Annotated in this window: 18 protein-coding genes; 8 read left to right on the forward strand and 10 right to left on the reverse strand. The window is 41.3% G+C overall.

Going from position 1 to position 21,964, the window contains the following annotated elements; genetic code table 11:
- The first annotated feature begins 153 nt into the window (after positions 1-153).
- Entirely contained in the window at positions 154-276 is a 123-nt protein-coding gene (locus tag ABD031_RS05525; protein ID WP_343849274.1) for a hypothetical protein, read from the forward strand.
- Positions 277-930: 654 nt separating this feature from the next.
- On the forward strand, positions 931-1,755 hold the full coding sequence (locus tag ABD031_RS05530; protein WP_343849277.1) for a response regulator: 825 nt from the start codon (positions 931-933) through the stop codon (positions 1,753-1,755).
- A 72-nt stretch (positions 1,756-1,827) separates the two neighbouring features.
- Here the strand turns inward: ABD031_RS05530 and ABD031_RS05535 are convergent, their stop codons facing one another.
- Both ABD031_RS05535 and ABD031_RS05540 read right to left on the reverse strand, forming a co-directional pair.
- Positions 1,828-3,642: a tetratricopeptide repeat-containing sensor histidine kinase gene (locus tag ABD031_RS05535; protein ID WP_343849279.1), complete on the reverse strand. Its 1,815-nt coding sequence runs from the start codon at positions 3,640-3,642 to the stop codon at positions 1,828-1,830.
- A 186-nt stretch (positions 3,643-3,828) separates the two neighbouring features.
- Positions 3,829-3,990 (reverse strand): hypothetical protein, encoded by a 162-nt coding sequence (locus ABD031_RS05540; protein ID WP_343849281.1) that lies wholly within the window; start codon positions 3,988-3,990, stop codon positions 3,829-3,831.
- Between the two features lie 325 nt (positions 3,991-4,315).
- Here ABD031_RS05540 and ABD031_RS05545 point away from each other — a divergent pair, with 325 nt between their 5' ends.
- Positions 4,316-8,554 (forward strand): NACHT and WD40 repeat domain-containing protein, encoded by a 4,239-nt coding sequence (locus ABD031_RS05545; RefSeq protein WP_343849283.1) that lies wholly within the window; start codon positions 4,316-4,318, stop codon positions 8,552-8,554.
- A 109-nt stretch (positions 8,555-8,663) separates the two neighbouring features.
- Here ABD031_RS05545 and ABD031_RS05550 read toward each other — a convergent pair whose 3' ends face one another.
- The 5 genes from ABD031_RS05550 to ABD031_RS05570 all read right to left on the reverse strand — a co-directional run bounded on the left by ABD031_RS05550 (position 8,664) and on the right by ABD031_RS05570 (position 13,633).
- Positions 8,664-10,034, reverse strand: coding sequence for a PKD domain-containing protein (locus tag ABD031_RS05550; protein ID WP_343849285.1), 1,371 nt, complete (start codon positions 10,032-10,034; stop codon positions 8,664-8,666).
- Between the two features lie 112 nt (positions 10,035-10,146).
- Complete coding sequence (locus ABD031_RS05555) at positions 10,147-10,617, reverse strand: outer membrane beta-barrel protein (RefSeq protein ID WP_343849287.1); 471 nt, start codon at positions 10,615-10,617, stop codon at positions 10,147-10,149.
- A 72-nt stretch (positions 10,618-10,689) separates the two neighbouring features.
- Positions 10,690-11,973: an InlB B-repeat-containing protein gene (locus tag ABD031_RS05560; RefSeq protein ID WP_343849289.1), complete on the reverse strand. Its 1,284-nt coding sequence runs from the start codon at positions 11,971-11,973 to the stop codon at positions 10,690-10,692.
- 74 nt (positions 11,974-12,047) lie between these two features.
- Positions 12,048-12,503 carry a hypothetical protein gene (locus ABD031_RS05565; RefSeq protein WP_343849291.1) on the reverse strand — a complete coding sequence of 152 codons (456 nt, stop codon included), beginning with the start codon at positions 12,501-12,503 and terminating at the stop codon, positions 12,048-12,050.
- A gap of 119 nt (positions 12,504-12,622) precedes the next feature.
- Positions 12,623-13,633, reverse strand: a complete 1,011-nt coding sequence (locus tag ABD031_RS05570; protein ID WP_343849293.1) for a hypothetical protein — start codon at positions 13,631-13,633, stop codon at positions 12,623-12,625.
- A 730-nt stretch (positions 13,634-14,363) separates the two neighbouring features.
- Between ABD031_RS05570 and ABD031_RS05575 the strand changes: the two genes are divergently transcribed.
- From ABD031_RS05575 to ABD031_RS05590, 4 genes are all read left to right on the forward strand, one after another.
- Positions 14,364-15,047, forward strand: a complete 684-nt coding sequence (locus ABD031_RS05575; RefSeq protein WP_343849295.1) for a helix-turn-helix transcriptional regulator — start codon at positions 14,364-14,366, stop codon at positions 15,045-15,047.
- A 226-nt stretch (positions 15,048-15,273) separates the two neighbouring features.
- Positions 15,274-15,702 carry a hypothetical protein gene (locus tag ABD031_RS05580; protein WP_343849297.1) on the forward strand — a complete coding sequence of 143 codons (429 nt, stop codon included), beginning with the start codon at positions 15,274-15,276 and terminating at the stop codon, positions 15,700-15,702.
- 53 nt (positions 15,703-15,755) lie between these two features.
- Positions 15,756-15,929 (forward strand): hypothetical protein, encoded by a 174-nt coding sequence (locus ABD031_RS05585; RefSeq protein WP_343849299.1) that lies wholly within the window; start codon positions 15,756-15,758, stop codon positions 15,927-15,929.
- 147 nt (positions 15,930-16,076) lie between these two features.
- Positions 16,077-16,922 carry a hypothetical protein gene (locus ABD031_RS05590; protein WP_343849301.1) on the forward strand — a complete coding sequence of 282 codons (846 nt, stop codon included), beginning with the start codon at positions 16,077-16,079 and terminating at the stop codon, positions 16,920-16,922.
- 20 nt (positions 16,923-16,942) lie between these two features.
- Here the strand turns inward: ABD031_RS05590 and ABD031_RS05595 are convergent, their stop codons facing one another.
- The 3 genes from ABD031_RS05595 to ABD031_RS05605 are packed head-to-tail and all read right to left on the reverse strand — an operon-like array spanning position 16,943 to position 20,975.
- Positions 16,943-18,316 carry a hypothetical protein gene (locus ABD031_RS05595; protein WP_343849303.1) on the reverse strand — a complete coding sequence of 458 codons (1,374 nt, stop codon included), beginning with the start codon at positions 18,314-18,316 and terminating at the stop codon, positions 16,943-16,945.
- The gene (locus tag ABD031_RS05600; protein WP_343849305.1) at positions 18,313-19,398 is read right to left on the reverse strand and encodes a S1 family peptidase; all 1,086 of its coding nucleotides are present in this window, start codon (positions 19,396-19,398) and stop codon (positions 18,313-18,315) included. The genes ABD031_RS05595 and ABD031_RS05600 overlap by 4 nt, the downstream gene beginning before the upstream one ends.
- Positions 19,395-20,975, reverse strand: a complete 1,581-nt coding sequence (locus ABD031_RS05605; RefSeq protein ID WP_343849307.1) for a hypothetical protein — start codon at positions 20,973-20,975, stop codon at positions 19,395-19,397. The genes ABD031_RS05600 and ABD031_RS05605 overlap by 4 nt, the downstream gene beginning before the upstream one ends.
- 431 nt (positions 20,976-21,406) lie before the next feature.
- Between ABD031_RS05605 and ABD031_RS05610 the strand changes: the two genes are divergently transcribed.
- Positions 21,407-21,562 carry a hypothetical protein gene (locus ABD031_RS05610; RefSeq protein WP_343849310.1) on the forward strand — a complete coding sequence of 52 codons (156 nt, stop codon included), beginning with the start codon at positions 21,407-21,409 and terminating at the stop codon, positions 21,560-21,562.
- The last annotated feature ends 402 nt before the right edge of the window (positions 21,563-21,964 follow it).

Raw genomic sequence — 21,964 nt, forward strand, 5'->3', positions numbered from 1 at the left:
TGTTTCCCTCTTAACCAAAAGAATTTACTGACTTTTTGAATACTCCAAAAACTTGGAATAGTCCAGTGCATAAATCTAAGGTGGGGCGTAGGACCCAATCCGGAGTTCTCGGCTGACTTCGCAATCGGGAAATGGGTTTATAGCTCCGTATTGGTGGAATTTGCCGCCAGCGGTAACTATGCGCTCAACATCCGTGGCCAAAACCAGGGGAACAAACAGGCACTCAAATTCTACATGGACAACATCTCGGTCTCTGAGGCCAAGCTAAGAAAGTAATAGATAGATTGGGTTGATTTTTGAACACAGGCAGCCGGCGAATTGACGTCGGCCGCCTTTGTCTTTTTGGGCCTCTAAATAACTCGCAGTGAAATAAGAACTCCTTCTTTTAATGGTTCGGAGAAAAGCATGATTGGCCAATGGGCACACTGAAATTGTTTACGTAGTGCTCTTTTTGTGCTCATACATTGCTCACCCAAATCAGCAAAAGCATTAAAAACTAACAAATAGACTAGACATCTTTAATTTGACTATCATTGACTTAAAACACAAAACCAAACAAATGTAAAAAGAGAAAACTGCTGGTGATGTCTGATAATCAGTAGGTGCATGGTTCGATTCCAAGTGGGCCCACTACGAAAAGCCTAAATTCTGAAAGATGGATTTTGGTTTTTTTGTTTTTTCACGAACAAAATTTTGTTGGATGATCATTTCTTTCTCATCCATATTCCAATTATATCGCTGGCTCAACTAGAACTATTTCCTTAATCCTACAACTTATTGATTCCCGACAACATTGCAGTTGCATCTCATTTGCAACTAGTTTGACGCTGATTATCATTAATCTATCCGCTTTTTATCGCAAAAAAAAACGCATCTTGTATTCTTCTAAATTTTCGCAACACATATAAAAGTCACACAACCTATTTTTGAATGCGCCGCCCCAGCAAGATACTTTTGGTCGAGGATGATCCACTTATCGGAGACATGATCATCGAGGATCTGCTAGAAGCCTTTCCCAATGGAGAAGTCACCCTTGTGGGACCAGCTACAAGCTTTGACGAGGGCGTTGAGTTTTTGCGCACCGAGAATCCGCATCTGGCACTCTTGGATATTTCACTTGGGGCTGAGCAAGCAGCAGGTATCCGCCTTGCCCAGCACATCAACCAAACTTCTTCCATCCCTTTGATCTTTCTATCCGGACTTCCCAAGGAAAGCGGTTTTGATCTGGCCAAGCTGACCATGCCTCATGCTTTCCTGAGAAAACCCTACCGATCCGAGGACCTAAGCGCCCAGATTGAACTACTACTGATCAGGCAAAATCAAGGAAAAGGGCCCGATCATAACGAGACGAACTCACAACCAAAACCACATCTATCCGGAGAGTCGGAATCCATTTTTGTCGTCACCGGCCACGGGGAGTTGACGGCGATTCCGGTGGGGGATCTAGTATTGCTCGAAGCCGACGATAAGATACTCCGGGCCTTCCTCCTCTCTCGGGAGCAACCGGTGGTTTTCACGTCGCCAGGATTAAAAAATTTCTTTGAAGACCATCAAAAAATCCTTGGGCCTGATTTCTTCCAACTCAGCAGAAAACATGTCCTCAACACCAAACGCATTCTCGCGGTCAAGCACAACCATGTGGTCCTTCCCAAGCACAGTCCCAACACAAACCTAGCCGAACATTTCTCCATCGCCATTCCTGCCAACGGGAATAAACGCAAAGAGCTTTTTGCCAAATTGGGCTTGAAGGATTGAATCGGAAATGGCCTAGGTTTTCATTTTGAACCCGGGATTAAAAGTCTTCAACGGAACGAGTTGCCAAAAAACCTAGCCAAACTGCATGTCCCTGCCATTGGCGAGATTGAGTGTATAGGAGGTTCCTCCCTCGATCCGGACATTGAGCTCAGCACCGATGAATTTTGCCAAACGACGAATTAAACTTGTTCCTAAGCCTTGATTGGGTTGCTCCGGTAGTCCTATGCCATTGTCCGCGACTCGAACTGAGACGCCCCGATCCGTCCTCAGCAAGGCTACTTCTATCTTAGGCAAAAAGATGGTTTCGTCAAAAGCATACTTGACCGAATTGGTGACAATCTCCGAGATGATCAATCCAAGATTGAGTACCGTCTGGACGGGGAGTCTGACTTCCTGCCCCACTTCGACTTGGAAGTCTATAACTTGTCCAGTCAGCCGAAACATCTCCTGTAGCCGGGGAATAAGATTCTTTAGATAATTGCCCAACTGCACATTTTCTGTCTCCTCCTCCGAGTAAGTCAAATATTCCTGTAAGGAGGCAGCTGATATGATCGCTGCTTCGGAATTGGCTAGTACCTCCTTTGACTTTGGATCTGTAAGATTGTCGGAAGCCATCCTGAGCAAACACCGCAAACGGGTAAGAAGATTATAGATCCGGTGCTCGTTATCCTTCTTTTGATCTTGGATGATCAGGTTTTTTTCTTTGAGTTTTTTGTTAAAGTTGATCAGCAATAATCCAACTACTAAAGAGAGACCAACCAGAATGACCAAGAAAACAATCCACTGCTCATTCATCCTTACTTTAGCCTGTGCAACTTCAGTTTCTTGCTCGGCCGCGAGACGCTGCAACTCCTCCTCCCTCAACTGATAATTGGATTCGACTTCCTGAACTTTAAGTTTTTCCTCCAAAAACACCTCTTCTCTCAGGCTAACCCAGTTTCTGTTAGCTGCAAGCGCATCCTTGTATAAACCCAACTTCTCGTAAACCTGTACCTTTAGATCATAATGATCCAATGAAAGGTCCTTCAAGTTTACTTTTGGGAGCAAAACGGATCCAGAGTCCAAAAAGGACTTGGCGATTTGATACCGGTTGAGATGAAGATGCAGATCCGCCAAATTATTGTAGCTAACTAGCAATCCAATTTGATCAGCCTGGTCACGATAAACCCTGTAGGCCCATTCCAGATATTTTTTTGCTGAGTCAGGCTCATTTAACTTTAGAAAATCAAGTCCAATATTAGTTAAAGTGGAGGCAGTGCGCTTATCGGACAGTATATTCTTTAGGCCAAGGGCTTTAAAGTTATAGTACAAGCTACTGTCCGTATAAACACCCCCCATTTTTCTATAGGTCATTGCCAAGTTATTGTATCCATAGGCGACTTGAGTAGAATCTCCGACTGCCAAGGATAGTGATATCGACTCTTTCAATGCTTTTGCCGCCAATTGATTTTCTCCGAGATCTATATACATTAAACCAATTGTATTTAGAGTTTCCGAAGCACTGGCAGAATCCTTTTTTATATTTGCCAAATCCAAAGCTCTTTTGCTGTTTTCAAGTGATTTGGCATACAAACCCATACGCCTATAGCTCATCGCGATGGCCTTAAAAGAAACTGCGATCCTAGCGGTATCTTTCAATTCAATCGCCACTTTGTTAGCCAACTCGTAATAGTAGTTACTGGAATCAAACGCCAACGACATGTAATATGAATACCCTAAGTTGGCAGTTACCTTATGTTTGTTCACCAAGTCCCCCATCCACTGTTCATCTTCAAGCAAAGCTAACAGCACGCTATTGGCATCTTGATATCTGGCTTCATCCAAAAAGTAAGTAGCGAGAGAAAGCAGGGAATCTTGCTTGGACTTTAAGGGTTCCGTCTGGGCCATGGAAAGGCAACTATTACAAATAATCAGGTAGGCCGATAGCACTGAGACTCTAAAAAAACAAATGGCCGTCATGGATTCCAAAAGCGCTGGAGTTTAAAAACTTGAACCGGATAAATATAAAAAAAGGCCTCGATTGCTCAAGGCCTTTACCGAATTAACTATTCAAGGAATTGGTTGCTTAATGACCTAGCTTCCTGCCGGGCGTGGCGGTTTTTCATCACCATCACCTGAGTCAAGCACTTTGGTGGTAGTAGGTTGAACATCAGATTCATCGTGGCCGAGAAGGCCACATGCGTTTATTGTTAACATCACCAATAAGATGATGAGAACAGAAATTAACTTTTTCATGGGATTTTCCTTTAAGATTTAGTAATCATTAAAGGGGAGGTGAAGTCGGACTGGAAAGCCTGAACGAAAGGGGTGATAAACTCACCTCCCCGCAACTTTCTCACCTATTCGCTGAGAACTTTCAGTCCGACCAAACCAAGGTTCACTTGCTAGCAATAGTAAATCCCTGGTTGGTTTGCGAAGCCTTATGCTTTGCTTTTTCAAATGCTGATTGTATCTTGACTAAAGCTTTTTATCAAGTACAAATTGCATTATGATCCAAAAATGCGAAGGTGAAAATGTTTGTAATTGTCGACCGATAGCGCCCGACAGTTTTTTATGGGATATGGAAAAAAATATTAAAGTTCAGTTCGACGTATTCAAAAAGTTCTTAGAGCTAGTTGCTAAGAAACACAAGCCTGGAAAGCGATATGATTGCTACACATCGGGTGATAGTGAAGATTTATGGGGAAATCTGAAAACTCTAGTTTCAGAGCAAACTAGATACAAAGACCTTAAGACACCAAGTTCGAATAGAATTAGAGACTACTTCTATATGGTCAATCCTAAATCGAAAAAGTATGAAGATTTATCATATACTGAAAGTTATTTGGATTGGCTCACTGCAATAACAGAATTTAATTCCTATCGAGAATTTTGCGATAAAATCAAAAATGAACTTGGTTATGGACATATTCCTACTGACGATCTTATCTTTAAATCTCGCCGGGGATTAAATGCTTCTTCAAGCACATCTCAATCCCCTCCCTTCAAAAGCGAACAAGAAGTTGCTTTAGACAAGCAGGCTAGGTTGTTGGGACAATTGAGGGAAAATTCAAACTCTAGGAGAAACGAACTTTTAAGTGATAGAGGGCGGTTCAAAAATGTAAGAATCGAAAAGATTCTTCTTGCGGATGCCAGCTCTGCATCCACCCTCCCAACCGAGGTCAAGAATAGGGATAGACAATTGGATCTTTTGACCGCTATCAAATCCACCGGAGAAAAAGACATTCCTCATGCCATTATACTTGGGTCAGGAGGCATGGGAAAGACCATGTCGCTTTTGCACCTCTGGGAACGGCTCTTGGAAGACAAAAACCAACCAATTCCCCTCTTTATCGCACTCAATGAATACAATAGTTACACCAAGAAGGAAGAACAAAATTTCATTCGATGGTACATAGCCCACCACTATTTAGGTGAAAGCTCGCCCACTAAAAAGTCAGAAAACAAAATCTGGCATCTTCTCAAAAAGAAATCGGAAAAGGAACAACCCGACATCGTTTTATTATTGGATGGCTTCAATGAGGTAACAACCAACCTAAACGAATTAATTGGGGAACTATCCAAGCTATCAACCGAGGCTCAAAACGTTCAGTTGATCGTCACTTCCCGCTATGTGGAGATTCAAAACTATACTTGGGCAAAGAACTCCGAAGTCATGGAATTGGTCCATTTAGGAAAAAATGCGATTTCGGAATATCTGTCTACTCAGGGATTTTCTACTCCAACCGAGGATTCCAAGCTATTCGAATTGTTAGGCAATCCAATGATGCTGACCCTATATGTTGGAACAGAGCAAATTTCAGCAGAATATAGAGACCATAGCCTCTTTTCTTTTTTCAAAGTGCAGACAGAGGCAGAGTTGCTTTGGAATTTTAATGAATCACTTTTAGCCAAATCGTTTAAAGAATTCGAAAGCAAACGGAAAGAATTTTTCTACGCTGCATTTCTGATTCGATATGTGGTTCCGTATATCGCATGGAGGATGGAGAAAGAAGGGCTGTTCTTTCTCTCCGATACCTCTGCAAAAAAACCCAAATTCAACTTCAATACGGTAATTAGGGAAGTCTGTGAAAGGCTAAATCAAGAATGCATTCTCGAAGAATTCTCAAATGTCCCAAAGGTTATAAACCTAATTTTCCTACAATCAAAGGATAAATTAGGTGACAAACAACGCTCCAAGAAAATCAAGGACTATTTGACAAGCCACTTGAATATCTTAGTTCAGGAAGGAAATGACCTGCGCTTCCTGCACCAAAACTTTCGGGATTTCTACGCTGCATGCCATTTGCGAAACTGCATTACCTTTTCTCTATCCGAGCAAAAAAGACCAATGGAATGGAAGGAACGAGTATTACCTTTCCATTTAAGAAAGATGCTGGGAGAACTGGAAGGGGAATATCTTTTTGACGCGCAAAAATTACTTCAAGGACAAGAGCTCCCCTCTCGGATCAAAAAAAATCTTTTAACCAGGCTATTTAACGGATGTAGAGATCAAGATATGACAGATAACTATACGGTTTGGAATTTGGTCACAATTTTAAACGAAACTAGAGGTACTCTAGCGGGCGCAGAGTTACGAAACCTTGATTTAACTGGTATTAATTTCAATGATGTACCTCTATCATTTAATGTTGGAACAAAATACATTAATACCATATTCAATTTCAGCAAATTGAGTGGCCGACAATTTAATTCCCAACTTCATTTAGATAAAATAAATTGTATTACATACAACAAAACTGGCACTCACATTTATACTGCCTCAGAAGATGGAAGTGTAAAACAATGGTCGGTTTTAAAAGGCGAATGCACTAATACGTTTATTTCCGGAGATTCTCACATTTTTTCTGTTTCCGCTTGTCCTAATAGTCCCAAAATCTTATCTACTTCAAGTAATGGAATTATAACACAGTGGTGTTTAATAACTGGCAAATGCATACACTCATTTGATGGAATATTTATAAATAAAACGGACCGGGTAAAAAAAAATAAACCAGAGAATGACATCGCTCGATACTTCTATCAAATCCCAAAAGCTATTTATAGTCCTAGTGGAAAAACAATTATTTCAACTTCAGATAATGGGACAATACACGAATGGAATGCAAAAGATGGAATATTCATAAAGTCTTACCCCGGAAGTGGATCGCTAATTTCATCATTTAAATTTGATAAGGATGGTCAAAAAATCCTTTCTTCATATAATGATGGAACAATAAAGGAATGGTCAACTAAAACAGGTGAACCCTTACAACTATATCCTGTACAGAAAGTAAAGGTTACAGATGTTACCTATAGTCCTGATTTCAAAAAATTCCTCTCTTTCTCAGCTGATTCCACCATTAAAGAATGGGATTTAGAAACAGGCAATAGCAACACTATCCTTGAATTGCCAAAAGATGAAATACCTACAAGCATAACACGTATAGATCTTACTGGCTCTTTGTGTTACAACAGAACTGGAGATAAAATTCTAGTTACGATTAAAAATTTATTTACTATTGAAATCTCTTTAATATCCAATAATGAATATTTAATTGAAGAATCAAATAAACTCTTGCATGCTACATATTGCCCGAATTTTAATCGAATAGTATTCTCATATTCGGATGGATCTATTAAAGAGATAGATTACTCCAATAGAAAGCAAACATTATTTATTAAAGGAGGTTATTCAGAAATCATTACAAAACCTTTTTATGTTAAAAACAGCCTACTTGCAACCCCAAATCATGGAACCATACATGAATGGTCTTCCTTATATGGAAAATGTTTAAAAACATTCAATTTTAAGAAAGAAATTTCTGGAGAAATAAAATCGACAAACTATAATTGTCACGAGAACAAAACTCTTTCTGTACTAACAAATGGAACTGTCTTAGAAACATCAAATAAAACAGGAAATTTGATTAGAGTTTTGCAATTAGAAAAACAGACCATATCTTGTGCATCATACAGTAAGAATGGGAAATATATACTAACTGGGACTAAAGAAGGACATCTTGTAGAATGGTTCGATAGAAATAATTCAAATTATAGAGAAATAATTAAAGGTTCCAAGAAAATTTACTCAGCATATTATAGTCCTGACCAGGATAGGATAATAGTAGGTTATGCTAAAAGTATTGAAGAAATATTTACCTCAACAGGGGAATTAATAAAGGAATACAAGAGTAAAAAAATTGAGGATTCAAGAAAATTTTATGTCTACTCACCAAGCGGTGAGTCTAAAAATCTCATTAGGCTTCCACAGAAAGGTGCAAATAGTTATATTGAAAAATCCACTTTTAGTCCTAATGGAAAATTCATACTTTGGAATGATGATGACACAACCCATATTATCAATTCCAAATCACATCGAATTTTGAAAAGTTTTAATAACAATATTTTCGGAATATGTCAAGAACTGTTTAGACATGATGATGATAGAATACTAACACTGAATAAAAAAATCAGGGAATGGTCTGTAACTGAAAATAAATATAGAGGTAAAAACCACAATATCTCCAACACTGCTGAATTTATATTATATAACCCTTCATGTAACAAGGTACTTATCAAGTATTTGAATTATTTGCAAGAAATAGAATTAGCATCTGGAAATATTTTAAAAAGCTTTTTCCCCCAAACAGGCCTAGTCGTACATGGTTTAGACTTTAAAAATCTCCACCCCGATTCCGTCTTCACCGAAGAAGAAAAAAACCGGCTTCGACGCTATGGGGCGATCTTTGACGACCAAGATGAGCTGGAATGGAACCAGGCTGTGGAAGATGCCTATGGGGATATGGAGGAAGAATAGTCTAGACTATTTGGTTCTTAAAAACAGATTCGTTAAAACAGAATCGTCTTAGCAGTATTAATGCAGAACGGGCTACCCCACCTTTTATATCCTATTTAGAATTTCAAATTCATTCTTTGGGCAAAAACTCAAATTGATCCAGACCACCTGTGTCTGCCCCGGTCTGAAACTCGCCCCTTATCATAACAGAGGTAATATTTGCCAACACAGATTTTATCTGGTCCTTGGAAGCCAATTTGTTTGTTTCGATATACCAAGCTGCTGACTCGTCCAATTTGACAGAATAGGAAGTCCAGTCCAAGCCGGGAAAAGAATCATGATAATAAAAGATCTCCAGTCCGTTGCCCTTAAGGATGATATCTTTTGACTTAAATTGATTATTCATATTGCTTTTCTGGATAAGCCAAAAGGAAATTTCACCGCCATAAAAGCCAGACTTATCCCCTGAATACTTATCCGGTGCCAGGAAGTACCACACGCCTCCTGTCACATAGTCTTTTGCATAGATATAGCCAGAATCATCCAAACCCTTAAATGGAGAATAGGAAGCAAAAAGGTTAGAGCCTCCCTGCCCGTCTCCAATGATTTTCCATCCATCTGCATCAACAGCAAAATCGGATGAAACTTTCACCTCCTGTTTTTTAACTGTAATAAAATCGGAAATGGCCTTGGTTTGCTGGGTATCCTCATTGTGAACTGTTAAGGTAACCGCGTAGGAACCCTCCTTTTCATAATTGACCGTGGGGTTTTGCGCCGAGGATGTCGATGGACTCCCACCTTCAAAAGTCCACTCCCAAGAAGTAGGAGCACCCTCGGAAAGGTCTGCGAAATTGACGCTCTGCCCTTCGAATATAGCGCTGGGCTCTGCCTTAAATTCAGCTATCACTTGCACTGGCTCCCTGACTTTGATGTATGCCCCTTTAGTCTCAGTCGCCTCCGTATCTCCATTTCTGGCCGTCAAACTTACATAGAAAACACCAGCACTGGCATAGCTTACCACCGGATTTTTCTCGGAAGAAGTTGACGGGTTACCTCCTTCAAATTTCCATTCCCAAGATGTGGGACTTCCCTCCGATGTATCTTCAAAATTCACACTTTCCCCAGTTTTGATTTCCAACCGATCCGCTGAAAAATCAACTACAACCTGAACTAGTTCTCTTACCTCAACAATTCCTGTTTTGGTATCAGAATTTCCTTGGCCATTTCCCGTGACGGTCAATTTTACCTCATAGTTTCCGGGGGCATTATAGGTAACAACTGGATTTGATTCTGTTGAACTTGCAGGATCTCCCCCTGCAAATGTCCAATTTCTTTTATTTGGATTACCCTCTGAGATATCCTCAAATTCAACAGACTGGCCTTGTTTTATTTTGGCGTTTTCTGGAGTAAAGTTTGCGACCACCTTTACAGGTTCTGGATCCTCATCTCTACATCCAAACGAAATCAAAAACAACAGTAGATATATAGTGGAGCGTCCCATGATATTTCACTAGCTAGTTAAGACAAAAAGAGTGTTCAAATTATAGTAATTTTGAGATAGATGGCACATCCTATTATTTAGGAAACCAAACCATTCTCTAGAGTGACCATATCTATAGCAAATATACCAGCCCCACCTTTACCACCACCTGCCCATCACCCATGGTCTGGTATTTGACCTCGGGGTTCAAGCCCAGATTGCCTCCAAATTTGATCACCGATCCCACACCGAAGTTTGCTCCGGAGTTGCTTTCGGAGACTTTCACCCCCATATACTTTGCAGAAGCCCAAAGTGTGGTAAAGCCGGCCATACCATAAAACTGGAGTTGATCTTGGGTTAAATAATATCTTAGGTCAAGATTTAGGTTGCTCGCATTTACGTCATCTTCCGGGAAATAGAAGGTGAAGTTGGGCGCCGCGGAGAGCTTGTCCAAGAAGACATACTCTCCTCCAAGGTTTATCCCAAACCGTTCGATCTCGAATCCATAGTCACCACCTAACTGTAGGCGGATATCGCCGGCAGATTGGGCCTGAACAAGTCCAACAACAAACAACAACATTGTACAAAAGAATAGCTTTTTCATAGTTTATTTATTTTAGGCATTTAACATATTTCTAAATCATTTTTCTCATCGCTCCAGTCTAGCAAAGAAACATTACTGACACTTATACTCGATTATTGTAGTCACTCCATCATCCATACCTAAAATCTTTGTTGGAAACCGCTGACTATTGACAGATAGAACTTCTACCATAAACTCTCTATTTCTTGGCGGATTTTCATAATGCTCGGTATGGCTCATATATTTCATCATTTCCGAACTTGCAACATAGGGATAGACACCAGACCAATCGCCTGCCAACAATATATGAAACCTAAAATCACCCAAGGAAAGCCAAAAATTGTTAGTGCCTGAATGAAAATCTGTATTTGTCTCCTCAACCGGCTGACCAGTATAAGGATTATAAAGGACCGTTCTTACAAGATTATACTTGTCGTCAAATTCATGAACAAAATCGCCAGCCGGCTTACCAAATTGTCTCTGACTGATCTTGACTGTTTTGTCCCCGATATATGTAATCTCCGTGGTATCTCTATGTCCGGAGGAATTGTGCTCTACAAATACCCTCATCAGCCTGTCCTGAGAATCATAATCCATAGTAATCGTATTAAAATACTCCTTCACATAGTCTATCAATCCGTCCGATCGGTATACCACTACCGATGTATCTACACCAATCCCATTCTCAACCTCAATCATATTTTTTAACACCCCGTTATCATAGTAGTTGAATATTGTTGTAACCGACTCGCTACCTTCGTCATACCCTTCGACAAGTCTGCACGAAGGTGGAGTATAGGGTTGTCCGAAAAGGTTTTTTGTCCGGACTGGTGGAGTGGCGTCTTTCTCGTTGAACCTCACCACCACATTTTTCTCCCCATCTACCACAATTCGAATAGGGACATCATTTCCGCTCAGATTCCCTCCCCAAGAGTCAAATTTCCATCCATCCTTTGCCAGCGGCGTAAGTTCCACGGTAGTTCCATGGGGATATTCCCGTCCACCGGGATTCGTAACGACAACTTCATTGACCGTACCCTCCCCCTCAATACTAATAGTCAAAGGATAGTCCCTTTTGACAAAAACAGCAGTTACACTTTTATCGGCATCCATGGTTAGTTTCAAGGGGACGGAATTTCCACTGGCATCTCCCTCCCATTTTTGAAAAACCCAATTGGCATTGGCTTCCGGAGTCAGCGTTACTTCTTGTCCGTGATTGTAGTTAGCTGACGGGGGTGACACAGATATTTTGCCCCCATCGGTCGGACTTGCGATTCTGGTTAGGAAATAGGTGGGAGCCGGTTCGTCATCTTCTGTGTCGCAGGACATGATGACCGTGAACCCAAGCAATAGGAGCAAGATTAGTTTAACTTTCATTTCCAGTCTGATTTTCGGTTAATCATCTAGATGCATTAGGCTGCATTTTTTTATCGTTGCGGTTAGCCAGTAACTTAATCCACGACCACATTAACAGCCCCGTTTGTGCTCAGATCGGACTCCAGGACAAAGGACTTGTTGCCGACTCCGTCGAATATCTCCATCGTGCAAGTATTGGGAGGGATAGAGCCCTCGTTGTGCGCATAGAGCAACACATAATTGTACCCCAAGTATTCCATGTCGGCAACCACCTCTATTGGACTCCCGGGTCCCTTCAGTACCTCCTCGGCGATTACCACCTTCCCATTTACATAGATCGACACAATATCCCCATCTATCTGACCGTGATCCCAAACCTTGATCGTCACCTTGGTATCCGTGATATTGATAGTACCCAGATCTACGTTGTCCCTATCCAAGTAAGTATCTGGTATTATACTTTCATTGTTTCTGGGCTTTTCTTCTTCTTCCTTGTCACAGGAAAAAAGTAAAATACATGCAAAGAGGATGAATGGAAGGTAGCGTTTCATAGTTCCTAAAATTTAGTTTTAGTTATTTTTATAGTTGTATAGAATTTTTATTAGTAGGAAATTCGGTATTATTTCAACAGGCCGTTGACAAAAAATCTGTCTGATATATAGCTGCAATCCTACCTGGCAGCAAAACTTATAGTTCCTGTATCGTAGGCGACCAGCTTAAGCATGTGATTCAGTTTATCATAGATCCACTCGGCCAGTTCGTCTGTGTTTCCAAAATGAGATACCGTAATCGTCGTGAGTTTTTCGTTATAAGCTTTATCCACTGCGTGAATTTCCGTCTTGTTGACGAGCGTATCGGTGATGGTCCTCAACGAGGAGAAACTCAAATTGGAAACCGTAATCACCGTCTTCAGGGTATCCCGACCAATGCCATCCCCTTCAATTGAAGTGGTGGCAACCATCAGCACTTCCTCTATATGATGCGGCCCGATCTGAATCTCCTTTTGTGGCACCTTGCTGCAGGGTTTATCTTTTTTGGTAAAACCCAGCGACTTACCCAAATCTGCTATTCCGATTGCAGACTGGCTGGTTTCGTTCGCGACCGAAGCTACGTCACCGACAACTTGTGAAGTATTTGCAATGGAACCCAACAGTTTTGATCCACCACTCTTGGCCAACAAGCCGGCTACTGCCACATTGGTGGCGGTACGGCTTAGGGCCCTGGTTTTTGAACTCACTTTATTGAGATTCGCCAATGCCTCACCGGATTTCACCTTGGCCTTGTCTGTTGGCAACATCACTCCCTGTTCCGCCGCTTCGGCCGCATCGAGTTCATAAATACCTACAGAAAGGAAATCCAGTGCATCGCAGGTGTCATCTGCTTGACTGACATTGTCCTGCATCTCATACAAGAATGAATATTGCTCGGAGAGAGAGGGATTCGAGATTTTATCTTCCAGCTCCTGTAGTGTCACCAGCATATTCTTGACTATTCCTTCCTTATTTTCTCCCGAAAAATAGATCTTGAGTAGATAGTCGACTTTAGCTTCCCCTGAGAAACTATTTTGTCCCATTGTACGAGCGCTAAAAAAGAGCATAACAAGCATTGTAAATACCGTAAAAATCTTCACAGACTTCATTCTGGAAGAGCATTCGAAGTAAGGCCAGACAACAGTAGTCATAATAAAATCTGTTTATAGGTGAGTGAAATCAAATATTTACTTAGTGGGCAGTGGCAAAAATCAGCTTGGCATCAAATGGGATAATCCTGGAAATACTTAACCGACAAGATTTCTTGTCAATACCTATCTCATTGTTGAAATTAGACCCGTCGAAATCTGTCTTGTTTATCTTTCAGAAAAGGATTCATCTGATCAGTTCTATCTATCTTTAGAAAATAGGTAAAAGACCTTCGGATTTTAAAGAAGCTTACACAAACGCCTTTTATCTACTTTCTAAGACCAATTTATAACAGGTGAAATAGACAGGGATCACCACATTTGGTGACCCAAATAATTTTTTAGAAAAAAAAATGAAAATCACCTATCAACGACACAACCACCTCCAATCCACCCAGCAGCACAACTATATTTCACTGACAAACAGCACAGGTAAGACCCTATGCCACAAGCCGTCTCTTATCAACTCTTACACATCACGAGCAACTTGTCTTACTATTTTCAGAAAACAAACACACCTATATAGTATCATTTTTCAAAACTTTTTTATTTGGTTTTATAGTACAGTCATTCACTCCGTTTTATACCACTTTTACGAAGTTTGGGTATATAATCACGAAACAATTTCTTATCCAAACAGAGATCCTCTTAGCTTTTCTACCATAAAATAAAGCGCCGGTACACAGACATTTTCAGTACCAGATTTCATGCTAGTGGAAAAGAAAAAAAGGCTATGAACTATCCCGAATCCATCGAACAAATCACTATTCAAAAAAAGGTAGAAGCTTTTGAATTGGCCTCGACTTGGATTCCAGGAATAAAAATCCTTCAGCAGGTTGAGCCAGCCAAGAACCTATTTATCTGCGAGAGAGGCATTCAGCGCTACGGACTTTCCCAAGGTTTTTTCAAACATCTCCCAACAAAGGAATTCAAAAGCCTCGTTTTCGATGCGGACAGCCCGGAAACCTGCCTTCTGGCAGTAAGCGAGAGGAATTTCGGAAACTATCCGGAAACGAGGATTTTTCTCCAGCGGCAGAAAAGAAACAAGAATCTGCCGATGGAACTAGTCATTGTCAAATACCTGAACTTTGACTCCAACGGAGTCCCCCTCCTTTCACTGACTCAAATCCTACCTCTCCCATTTCAGCCTTGGGCAAGCACCAAGGTGAATCGAATCATTCATGAAATATCCTTTAAAAAGCAAAATCGAGAGAAATTCAAACAACTCTCCACTCGAAACAAAGAGGTGCTGTCACACATGACATGCTGTACCAAGGCAGAGGACATCAGTGAACTTCTGGGAATCTCAGTCAATACGGTCAACACCCACAAGAAGAAAATCAAGGACCTGTTGGTGCTGGAGGGAAGCTGCGAAGTGGTATGGTATGGACTGGCCTTCGATCTGCTCAAGTTTTGAAAGGCCGTCGACGGACCCCTCGGCTAGCTTCTTTGCAGCCCTGGCGAAGTATCAGAAAATCAACGATATAGCAAAAAAAAGTTGGCGACAGGTTGAATTCGTCCTACAACACTTTTTGGTCTTCCCTGCCCCCGTCGAAAAAGATCGGCACACAAAGCAGTTTTTGCTTATCGATTGAATATTTCACCAATTCTGGTGAAAAGATTTGGACAGACTTCAGATTTCTTTGGGAAACAGAATTCTCAGGATCGAACCGACCTACATCGATGAGAAGACCAAAATGCTAGTGGGGGAATGGTATATGGTGGAGGAAATTGGAGACAATCTTTTCTTTGCCCAAGAAGTCACCCAATACAACGGAAATGAAGAACCAATTGTCGAGGGTTTAATAGAAAGTATCCTGGTCGGATTTATGCCTTCCGGTGTGAATCACAACATGGCCTTGATAAACGGAACACTGTACATGAACGAACTTCTCTACTGGAAGTGGAAACCGAACAGCAACGAGATCTTCATCTACGGACAAAAAGACCAGGCACCGGACGACAGCTCCGAGGGCATCTTGATCGACGAATTGACTGGGCAAGGCTTCACTTGGTATGAGGTCTGGGAAGGCGATGACATCTCCGGATCTGTCTTTAAAAGAAAACTCTAAAAGCTCCAATAATATTCTAAAACCAAAACAAAAACCTCCAAACACCAACAACTATGAAAACCATTAAATCTGTTTTCGCCCTTTTGGCTCTGACTCTCCTACTTGCCTCCTGCGGAGATTCTGATTGTAAAAACTGCTCCTTCAACGGTGACTATATCGGCGAACTCTGCGGAGACGATCTGAAAGTAGCCGAAGACACCGATGGGATGAAGTGTAAGAGGCTGTGAAATAATTGGAATTTGTCAAACTCGAAGTTTTCAAATCAATTCCTATCTACTTCCAGACCAAGCTATTTTCCCGTTGGAAACAATGCTAGAAAAAGCTGCTCAGCCAAACAAAATATCTGTTTGACATTTTTTTTTGGCAGCACCAAAATGAAGCCATCGATTCACTTTGAATTTGAAAAACAGCTTGCACTCCAAACATTTTTGACAGATTTTGCAGCACTAAATCTGTCAAAAATGTATTTAAGAATTTTTGGAGTCATAGCTATAATGACTACAACATTTGCCTCCGCAAACGCACAATGTGACAACCTAGAACCTGAAGACTCCATCTACGGCTACCGAGAAAGAGAAGGCAGGTGTGAGGGATTTTACAAAGCCAATGTCAGCGGGTTTGCGATAGCGGTTGTCTCGTTTACCCATGGGAACATCGCTTACGCAATGAACTCCAATGAAAAACTAAAAATATCCACAAATCCTCTGGACAACTTTAACAGTGTTTCGGTTCAGGGCACAAACTTTTTGATGAACAAAAATTATCGCTTGGACTTAGAGTTAAAAAAAGGGGAAGTGGCAACTATTCCGGTGAAAGATGTACTGGAACCCAACAAATTAGACCCTGCCCATCTTGGATTGCTTGGCTATGTGGAACGATCCGGCTTCAGATATTTCGTACCGGTGACCCCATCGTCCGAATTAAGCGGTTCGTCGGCAGGGGAAAAAAATTTAAAACTCGCCATCTCCGCTACCATAGATCTCAAGAAGGTTGTGTGGAGATATGCCGTAACGCAGGGAGATCTATGCGGCAATTATTCTGATATAGTCGTACTACCTGCTTCTAGTTTTCTGCGAAATTCTCCAATTGAACTCCAAATCCCTACAGCGATTCTTGAGAAAGGAAATGAAATCGGACTCTGCATACAGCTCAGTGTATTGGGTACAAATGGAATGGAGTTTAATGAAAATATCAGACTGTTGATTCCAAAGGATAGTTAAACCAGAATTTCTGCCGCAGATTAATCTACGGTTCTCTCCTTCAATAGCCAATTGCCCCAAAGCCGCCGTGAGTATTCGACACCAAAGTAGTGCGAGATTGGCTTTTGTCCTTCGAAAGGCCGTGAACTACCATAAAACTCATCTTCTACTTCAAAACCTGGGTCAACCCATTGATTTAATATTCCCGAATAAATTAGAGACCACTTTGATATCCTTCGTTCTAACGACAGTTCAACACATAAACCATTTACATAGTTTACGTCATTGTGTTTTAGTCTTGATTGCTTTCCACCGCTTTCAACTACCCTAGCGTTTGTTCCAAGCTTAACGGTTGGTACATATCCGAAAGCGATTACGACATTTTGCTTTCTATAGTATTTGATTGCATACTCTAATGTAATTGGGGCTTTAAGTATCCGGAAATCAATTCCCCTAAGTCGAAGACCTGAGCTCCAAGAAGGATACAATCCAAATTCCGTAATCTTATAATGACCATATCTTGGCTTTAAGCTAAGTCTACCCCTTTCATCAGGCCGCATATGGAGATTTACTCCCCCTTCAAACCCATCGGCGAAACTTGAATAGTTATAATTACCCTCAGTTCCTGATAACCATATGATTCCGACACTTAAGGCAGGAGAGACAGTGAATTGATATCTTCTATTCTCACGGGACCTTTTAGATTCTTCCTTCATCAGGAGCAAATATTCCAACTCCTCTTTTTCGCAAACGGTTAACTCCTGACCAAATGGAACAAGTTTAAAATACTTGCACTGTTCGAATTCATATAAAATTTTCTCTATGACAGAAAAATCAATTGCTTTAAAAGTGGATAAGCCTTCATCATTGGACTTGCTTGAAATCATGCCTACTATACTTCCACGCTCATTAAAAACAGGCATTCCTCTACTAAAAACAGACTGCCTTTCCATACGTAACAGTGCTATTTTATTGGTAATATCCACGAGCATTATTGGTTCTCGAAAAACGCTCCATTGATTGTCACTTATGCCATTGTCCAAAAATGTAGCAAAGGAATTGGATCCTTGTGAAAAGAAATCATATTTACTAGCTCTCATAGCAAAGTTTTTAGGCTTACTACATTCATATAGTGCCAGCTTATAATCCGCATAGACAAATACCTTTACCAAGTAGGCTTCTGACTCAATCTCTAACCCATGAAATTTTACAGAAATCCCACTAAAAAACTCACTTCTACTATCCGCTACTGTAATAAACGAAATTGTATTCTCATCAACTTCTCCTGTTATCAATCCAAAATCACCTCCACCTAAATCAACAACATTGGAAAGCGAATAACTAATACTTCTCTCTTGTCCAAATGATTGAACTACAACGAGCACAAAAAACAGTATCGTGAATCTCACTATCATATGGCTATACCGCGAATTTGAACTTCGTTAAAAACAATTACGTCGCCTTTAAGCTGGTTGAAAATCACTTCAAGTTCCAACTGACTTGAATTGATCGGTTCCACAAGGATATAGGAGTACCAATACCCTCCCCCTTGAGTTTTTAGGAATTCTGGCAGGATGGATCTATTACCCAAGCTATTAATCACACTTATTTCAATTGCTGAAATTTCACTACGGAAGTTCTCTTTCACATAAACATCGAATCCCGTTATCAAAATCGGTTCGTGAAGCCCTATCCTGATTCTGTTGGATTCGATGGAGTCAATGGTGCAAGACCAACTTGTATTGAGATATCTATCAACCAGATTAAAAGTATTGTCCGAACAAGCCCCATCAATCTCAATTTCTTTAATAGCTATTGGTAGCTCAGAAGCATTAGAAAAAGGAAGAGCTATTCTAGCATTTATCTGTACCTTTTCTGAGAGTAGACTCCTGAACAAGCCTTTATTCCATCCCTCAATAGTCTCTTTAACTAACACTATATTAAGACTTTCGATAAACTTTCCATTTCGAATGATCATCCCTGCTATGCCTTGATCACTCAAAAGTGGGCTGCCAGAATGGCCAGACTCAACTTCTTGCATGATGATGCTCAGGGATTCCCCATTGACATCCCTGACCAAGCCCGGTGACTTGGAAGGAAGAATCCTCCCTGAATCTTTCACCGAGACGAACGTGACTTCATCGTTCATGGAGAGGTTGCTGACCATCGGTATCGAATCCAGATCCAGGGGAAAAATGGGCATTTGGAGCAAGGCGATATCGTGTATTGAATGTGCTTTCACCAAAACCGCTGGGTATTGGACTCCTTCCGAGGATGTCAAGAGTAATTGTCTGTCGTCTTGAACCACATGTTTGGCTGTAGCCAAAAAAAAGTATTGATCGTTTTTGCCAACTATAAAAGCGGATCCGAAAGAATTCCCAAATGCTTCAGTTACACTGAAAACAATGTCTTTATACGGAAAAGACATTTCAGTTCCTGTTTGTGCAGGTAAGGTTCCAGAGACTTGGAACAGCATAAAAAACAGCAACACCCTCATCTTGACTTTTTCATTTGATAGGCCACAATCAAGGCAGTAAAAAGCAAACCGGCAATTAGGGAATTAGGAAAACTTGCCCAAGATTCTATTCTCTTGGGAAGAAGATTCTTTCCACCGTTTGGCTTGGCGGCATCAATACCAGTTTGCAGACTGTTTACAGATCCCGAAAACGTGACAGAAAGCACTCCCTCTCTATAAGAAATGATCAATTTGGAAGGATCTTGCAGCGAAAGGGTTAACATATCCCGAGAATTCAGCACAAAGTTTTCCCCATATTCAGGCAGCTCAATCTGGCCACTTAGGATCCCATATTCCACTTTTTGTTGACCCAGCTTACCAAAAGCCACGGAACTGACCAGAATAGGCGGAAGTTCAAAATCACCGGCTTGGATCAGCGACAGCTGAAGGTTTTCGTTCGGTGCGGACTGAAAGTTGATCCCAGTACCTATTGGGGTGTCTCCATAGGTCACAGAGCTATCCTCAGCGGAAGAAAAGGCCACCAGGTTCTTCAAACGCAGATTCCCTTCTAATCCTCGGGGCTCCAACAAGTCGAAATAGATATCATGCTTCGTGGGAGCTTCAATTGTAATCCCCGTTTGGGCGGGCAGTTTTAGATAAGCTATTCCCACTGGTTGTGATTCAATAGAAGCGATTTTCAGGGATGCAGGAAGTGAATTGGAAAATGGATAATGCAAGGAGTACAGACCATTTCGAATGTAGAAATGATCGGTACTGGAAAAGACATTTCCCTCAGAAGATCTGATATCCACAGCCCCATCGGTTTCAAAATGAAGGTAGTCGGTAGTTAGTGTTATCCTAACTTCTGCTTGGCCTACCCTTCCAAAAAAGTAAAATGTTGAGGCTGTGCCTGCAAGAGCAAGGAATATAAATGGGACAAACTTCCATCTGGCATTCGGCTTTTTGCCTTTTTGGGATGAAGCGGAATATGAACTTACGGGTGATGCATCTGGTTCCGGGCTAGCAATTTCGGAGTCGGTAACCAATTCTTCACTAGGTATATCATCAATGGAAAACCTATATTTCTCGTAAAGAGAAACGAGGACTTGGTCGTTTGCCATCACGTAGTCCTTTCCAAATTCCCTTTGGATAAAATCCCGGAAGTCATCGTATCCGCAAAAAAATGCCAGCAGGTCCATCAGCTGCGGGTTGATATCAAATTTATTTGTTTTCCCTGCTCGGTTTTTATCGCATATCCTTGCTTTGTACCAAAATGCCTGGAGATGCTCATCCTTTATTTCCAGTTTCTGCCCACCCTCATACGCTCTTGCTTTCAGCCATGCTTTGTTTCTTTCAAGACTCCAGCTTTCCAACTCTGGACGAGGCTTAAGCCCAACCTCTCCGATAAAAGCCAACAGCAAATCCTTCAAATCGCGAACCAGAGTCATATCTACCTTTTTAGTATCGTGCTGGATCAATAAACTGGGCTTGGTAGGGATTTTCTGAAAGCTAGACTTTAAAAGGTAAGGGTAGCTATCTCCAAACATTATCGTTATCGTTTCTTCCAGCCTTATGGCCAGCAGATAGTAGAAATAGTGCGTGCTAAATGGAGGTTGCATTCCATTTAAGTGTTCATTATCCCTGTAATCGCCTTTTATAGTTGCCAATGGTAACAGTTTCGAGTGAAGCCCCAAAATAGGCGTTGGAAACCACGAAACAAACATAAAAGTATATTCAAAAACATTTTTTCTGGACACAAACAAAACTCATCAAGAGTTTGCAAACTGTTTGACAAGCGAGTTGAGAGGTCTTTTTTGGTATTTCCTTGCCGCATTTTGGATGTTTGATCCATCGGTACTCAGCAGTCCGATCTGAAAAAAAGAAGCGGAAAACTCTCCGCAGCACCCGGTAAAGGAGGGGACTGGCCGTCCCGACTTTGATGTAAAGCATGCTTCCCGCCCCAGCGCCTGCCCTGTCATGGGCTGACAGACCCCAGGCGTACGGGTTTGCCCTTTAGACGTGATTGGAACACTCCATTAACCACTCATGTATGAAAAGGCTAATCATACTCCTATGCCTACTGGGCTTGGCGGCACTTCCCTCCTGCGGTCTCTTCGGAGACAAGGAAGACAGCCAGCCGGATGTAGCGCTATCTCAAATGGACACAGATATTCCAGACGAGAAAGATCCAGATCGGGAGGATTGATCCTGATGGGCACTGCTTAGACCGCCAATCTCAGGCCTTTGGCCCCGACAAACGCCGGGATCAGAGGCCTCTCCTTTCTTTGGTTTTCACAATGCTGTGCCTGAGCGGATGTGGTCTGCTCTCTTCAGACAAAAAGGATCTGGAGCCAGTTAAAAATATCGTAATGGAAACCGAAGATCCCGATAAAAAGGATCCTGGCCGAGACGACTGACACATCCACGGTACTTGTTCACTCAAGGTAATCAAATGAATCTGCATGAATCCATATCCACTTTCCCATCGGTGTAGGCGAGTTCCTGCACCGATGTCATTTAGACTTTGGTACCTCTTTGTTACTACTTTTCTATATGGAATTCGAATAAGTTTTTTCGACGGCTTTTTGCTTCCGTCAAATTAAATTAT

The sequence above is a fragment of the Algoriphagus jejuensis genome, from assembly GCF_039523455.1.
Classification (GTDB): domain Bacteria; phylum Bacteroidota; class Bacteroidia; order Cytophagales; family Cyclobacteriaceae; genus Algoriphagus; species Algoriphagus jejuensis.

Excerpts from the sequence above, each read along its gene's own strand:
- ABD031_RS05600 (WP_343849305.1), bottom strand. The coding sequence starts at position 19,398 with ATGAGGGTGTTGCTGTTTTTTATGCTGTTCCAAGTCTCTGGAACCTTA.
- ABD031_RS05530 (WP_343849277.1), top strand. The coding sequence starts at position 931 with ATGCGCCGCCCCAGCAAGATACTTTTGGTCGAGGATGATCCACTTATC.
- ABD031_RS05585 (WP_343849299.1), top strand. The coding sequence starts at position 15,756 with ATGAAAACCATTAAATCTGTTTTCGCCCTTTTGGCTCTGACTCTCCTA.
- ABD031_RS05570 (WP_343849293.1), bottom strand. The coding sequence starts at position 13,633 with ATGACTACTGTTGTCTGGCCTTACTTCGAATGCTCTTCCAGAATGAAG.
- ABD031_RS05595 (WP_343849303.1), bottom strand. The coding sequence starts at position 18,316 with ATGATAGTGAGATTCACGATACTGTTTTTTGTGCTCGTTGTAGTTCAA.
- ABD031_RS05575 (WP_343849295.1), top strand. The coding sequence starts at position 14,364 with ATGAACTATCCCGAATCCATCGAACAAATCACTATTCAAAAAAAGGTA.
- ABD031_RS05610 (WP_343849310.1), top strand. The coding sequence starts at position 21,407 with ATGAAAAGGCTAATCATACTCCTATGCCTACTGGGCTTGGCGGCACTT.
- ABD031_RS05560 (WP_343849289.1), bottom strand. The coding sequence starts at position 11,973 with ATGAAAGTTAAACTAATCTTGCTCCTATTGCTTGGGTTCACGGTCATC.
- ABD031_RS05540 (WP_343849281.1), bottom strand. The coding sequence starts at position 3,990 with ATGAAAAAGTTAATTTCTGTTCTCATCATCTTATTGGTGATGTTAACA.
- ABD031_RS05550 (WP_343849285.1), bottom strand. The coding sequence starts at position 10,034 with ATGGGACGCTCCACTATATATCTACTGTTGTTTTTGATTTCGTTTGGA.
- ABD031_RS05565 (WP_343849291.1), bottom strand. The coding sequence starts at position 12,503 with ATGAAACGCTACCTTCCATTCATCCTCTTTGCATGTATTTTACTTTTT.
- ABD031_RS05590 (WP_343849301.1), top strand. The coding sequence starts at position 16,077 with ATGAAGCCATCGATTCACTTTGAATTTGAAAAACAGCTTGCACTCCAA.
- ABD031_RS05555 (WP_343849287.1), bottom strand. The coding sequence starts at position 10,617 with ATGAAAAAGCTATTCTTTTGTACAATGTTGTTGTTTGTTGTTGGACTT.
- ABD031_RS05545 (WP_343849283.1), top strand. The coding sequence starts at position 4,316 with ATGGAAAAAAATATTAAAGTTCAGTTCGACGTATTCAAAAAGTTCTTA.
- ABD031_RS05535 (WP_343849279.1), bottom strand. The coding sequence starts at position 3,642 with ATGGCCCAGACGGAACCCTTAAAGTCCAAGCAAGATTCCCTGCTTTCT.
- ABD031_RS05605 (WP_343849307.1), bottom strand. The coding sequence starts at position 20,975 with ATGCAACCTCCATTTAGCACGCACTATTTCTACTATCTGCTGGCCATA.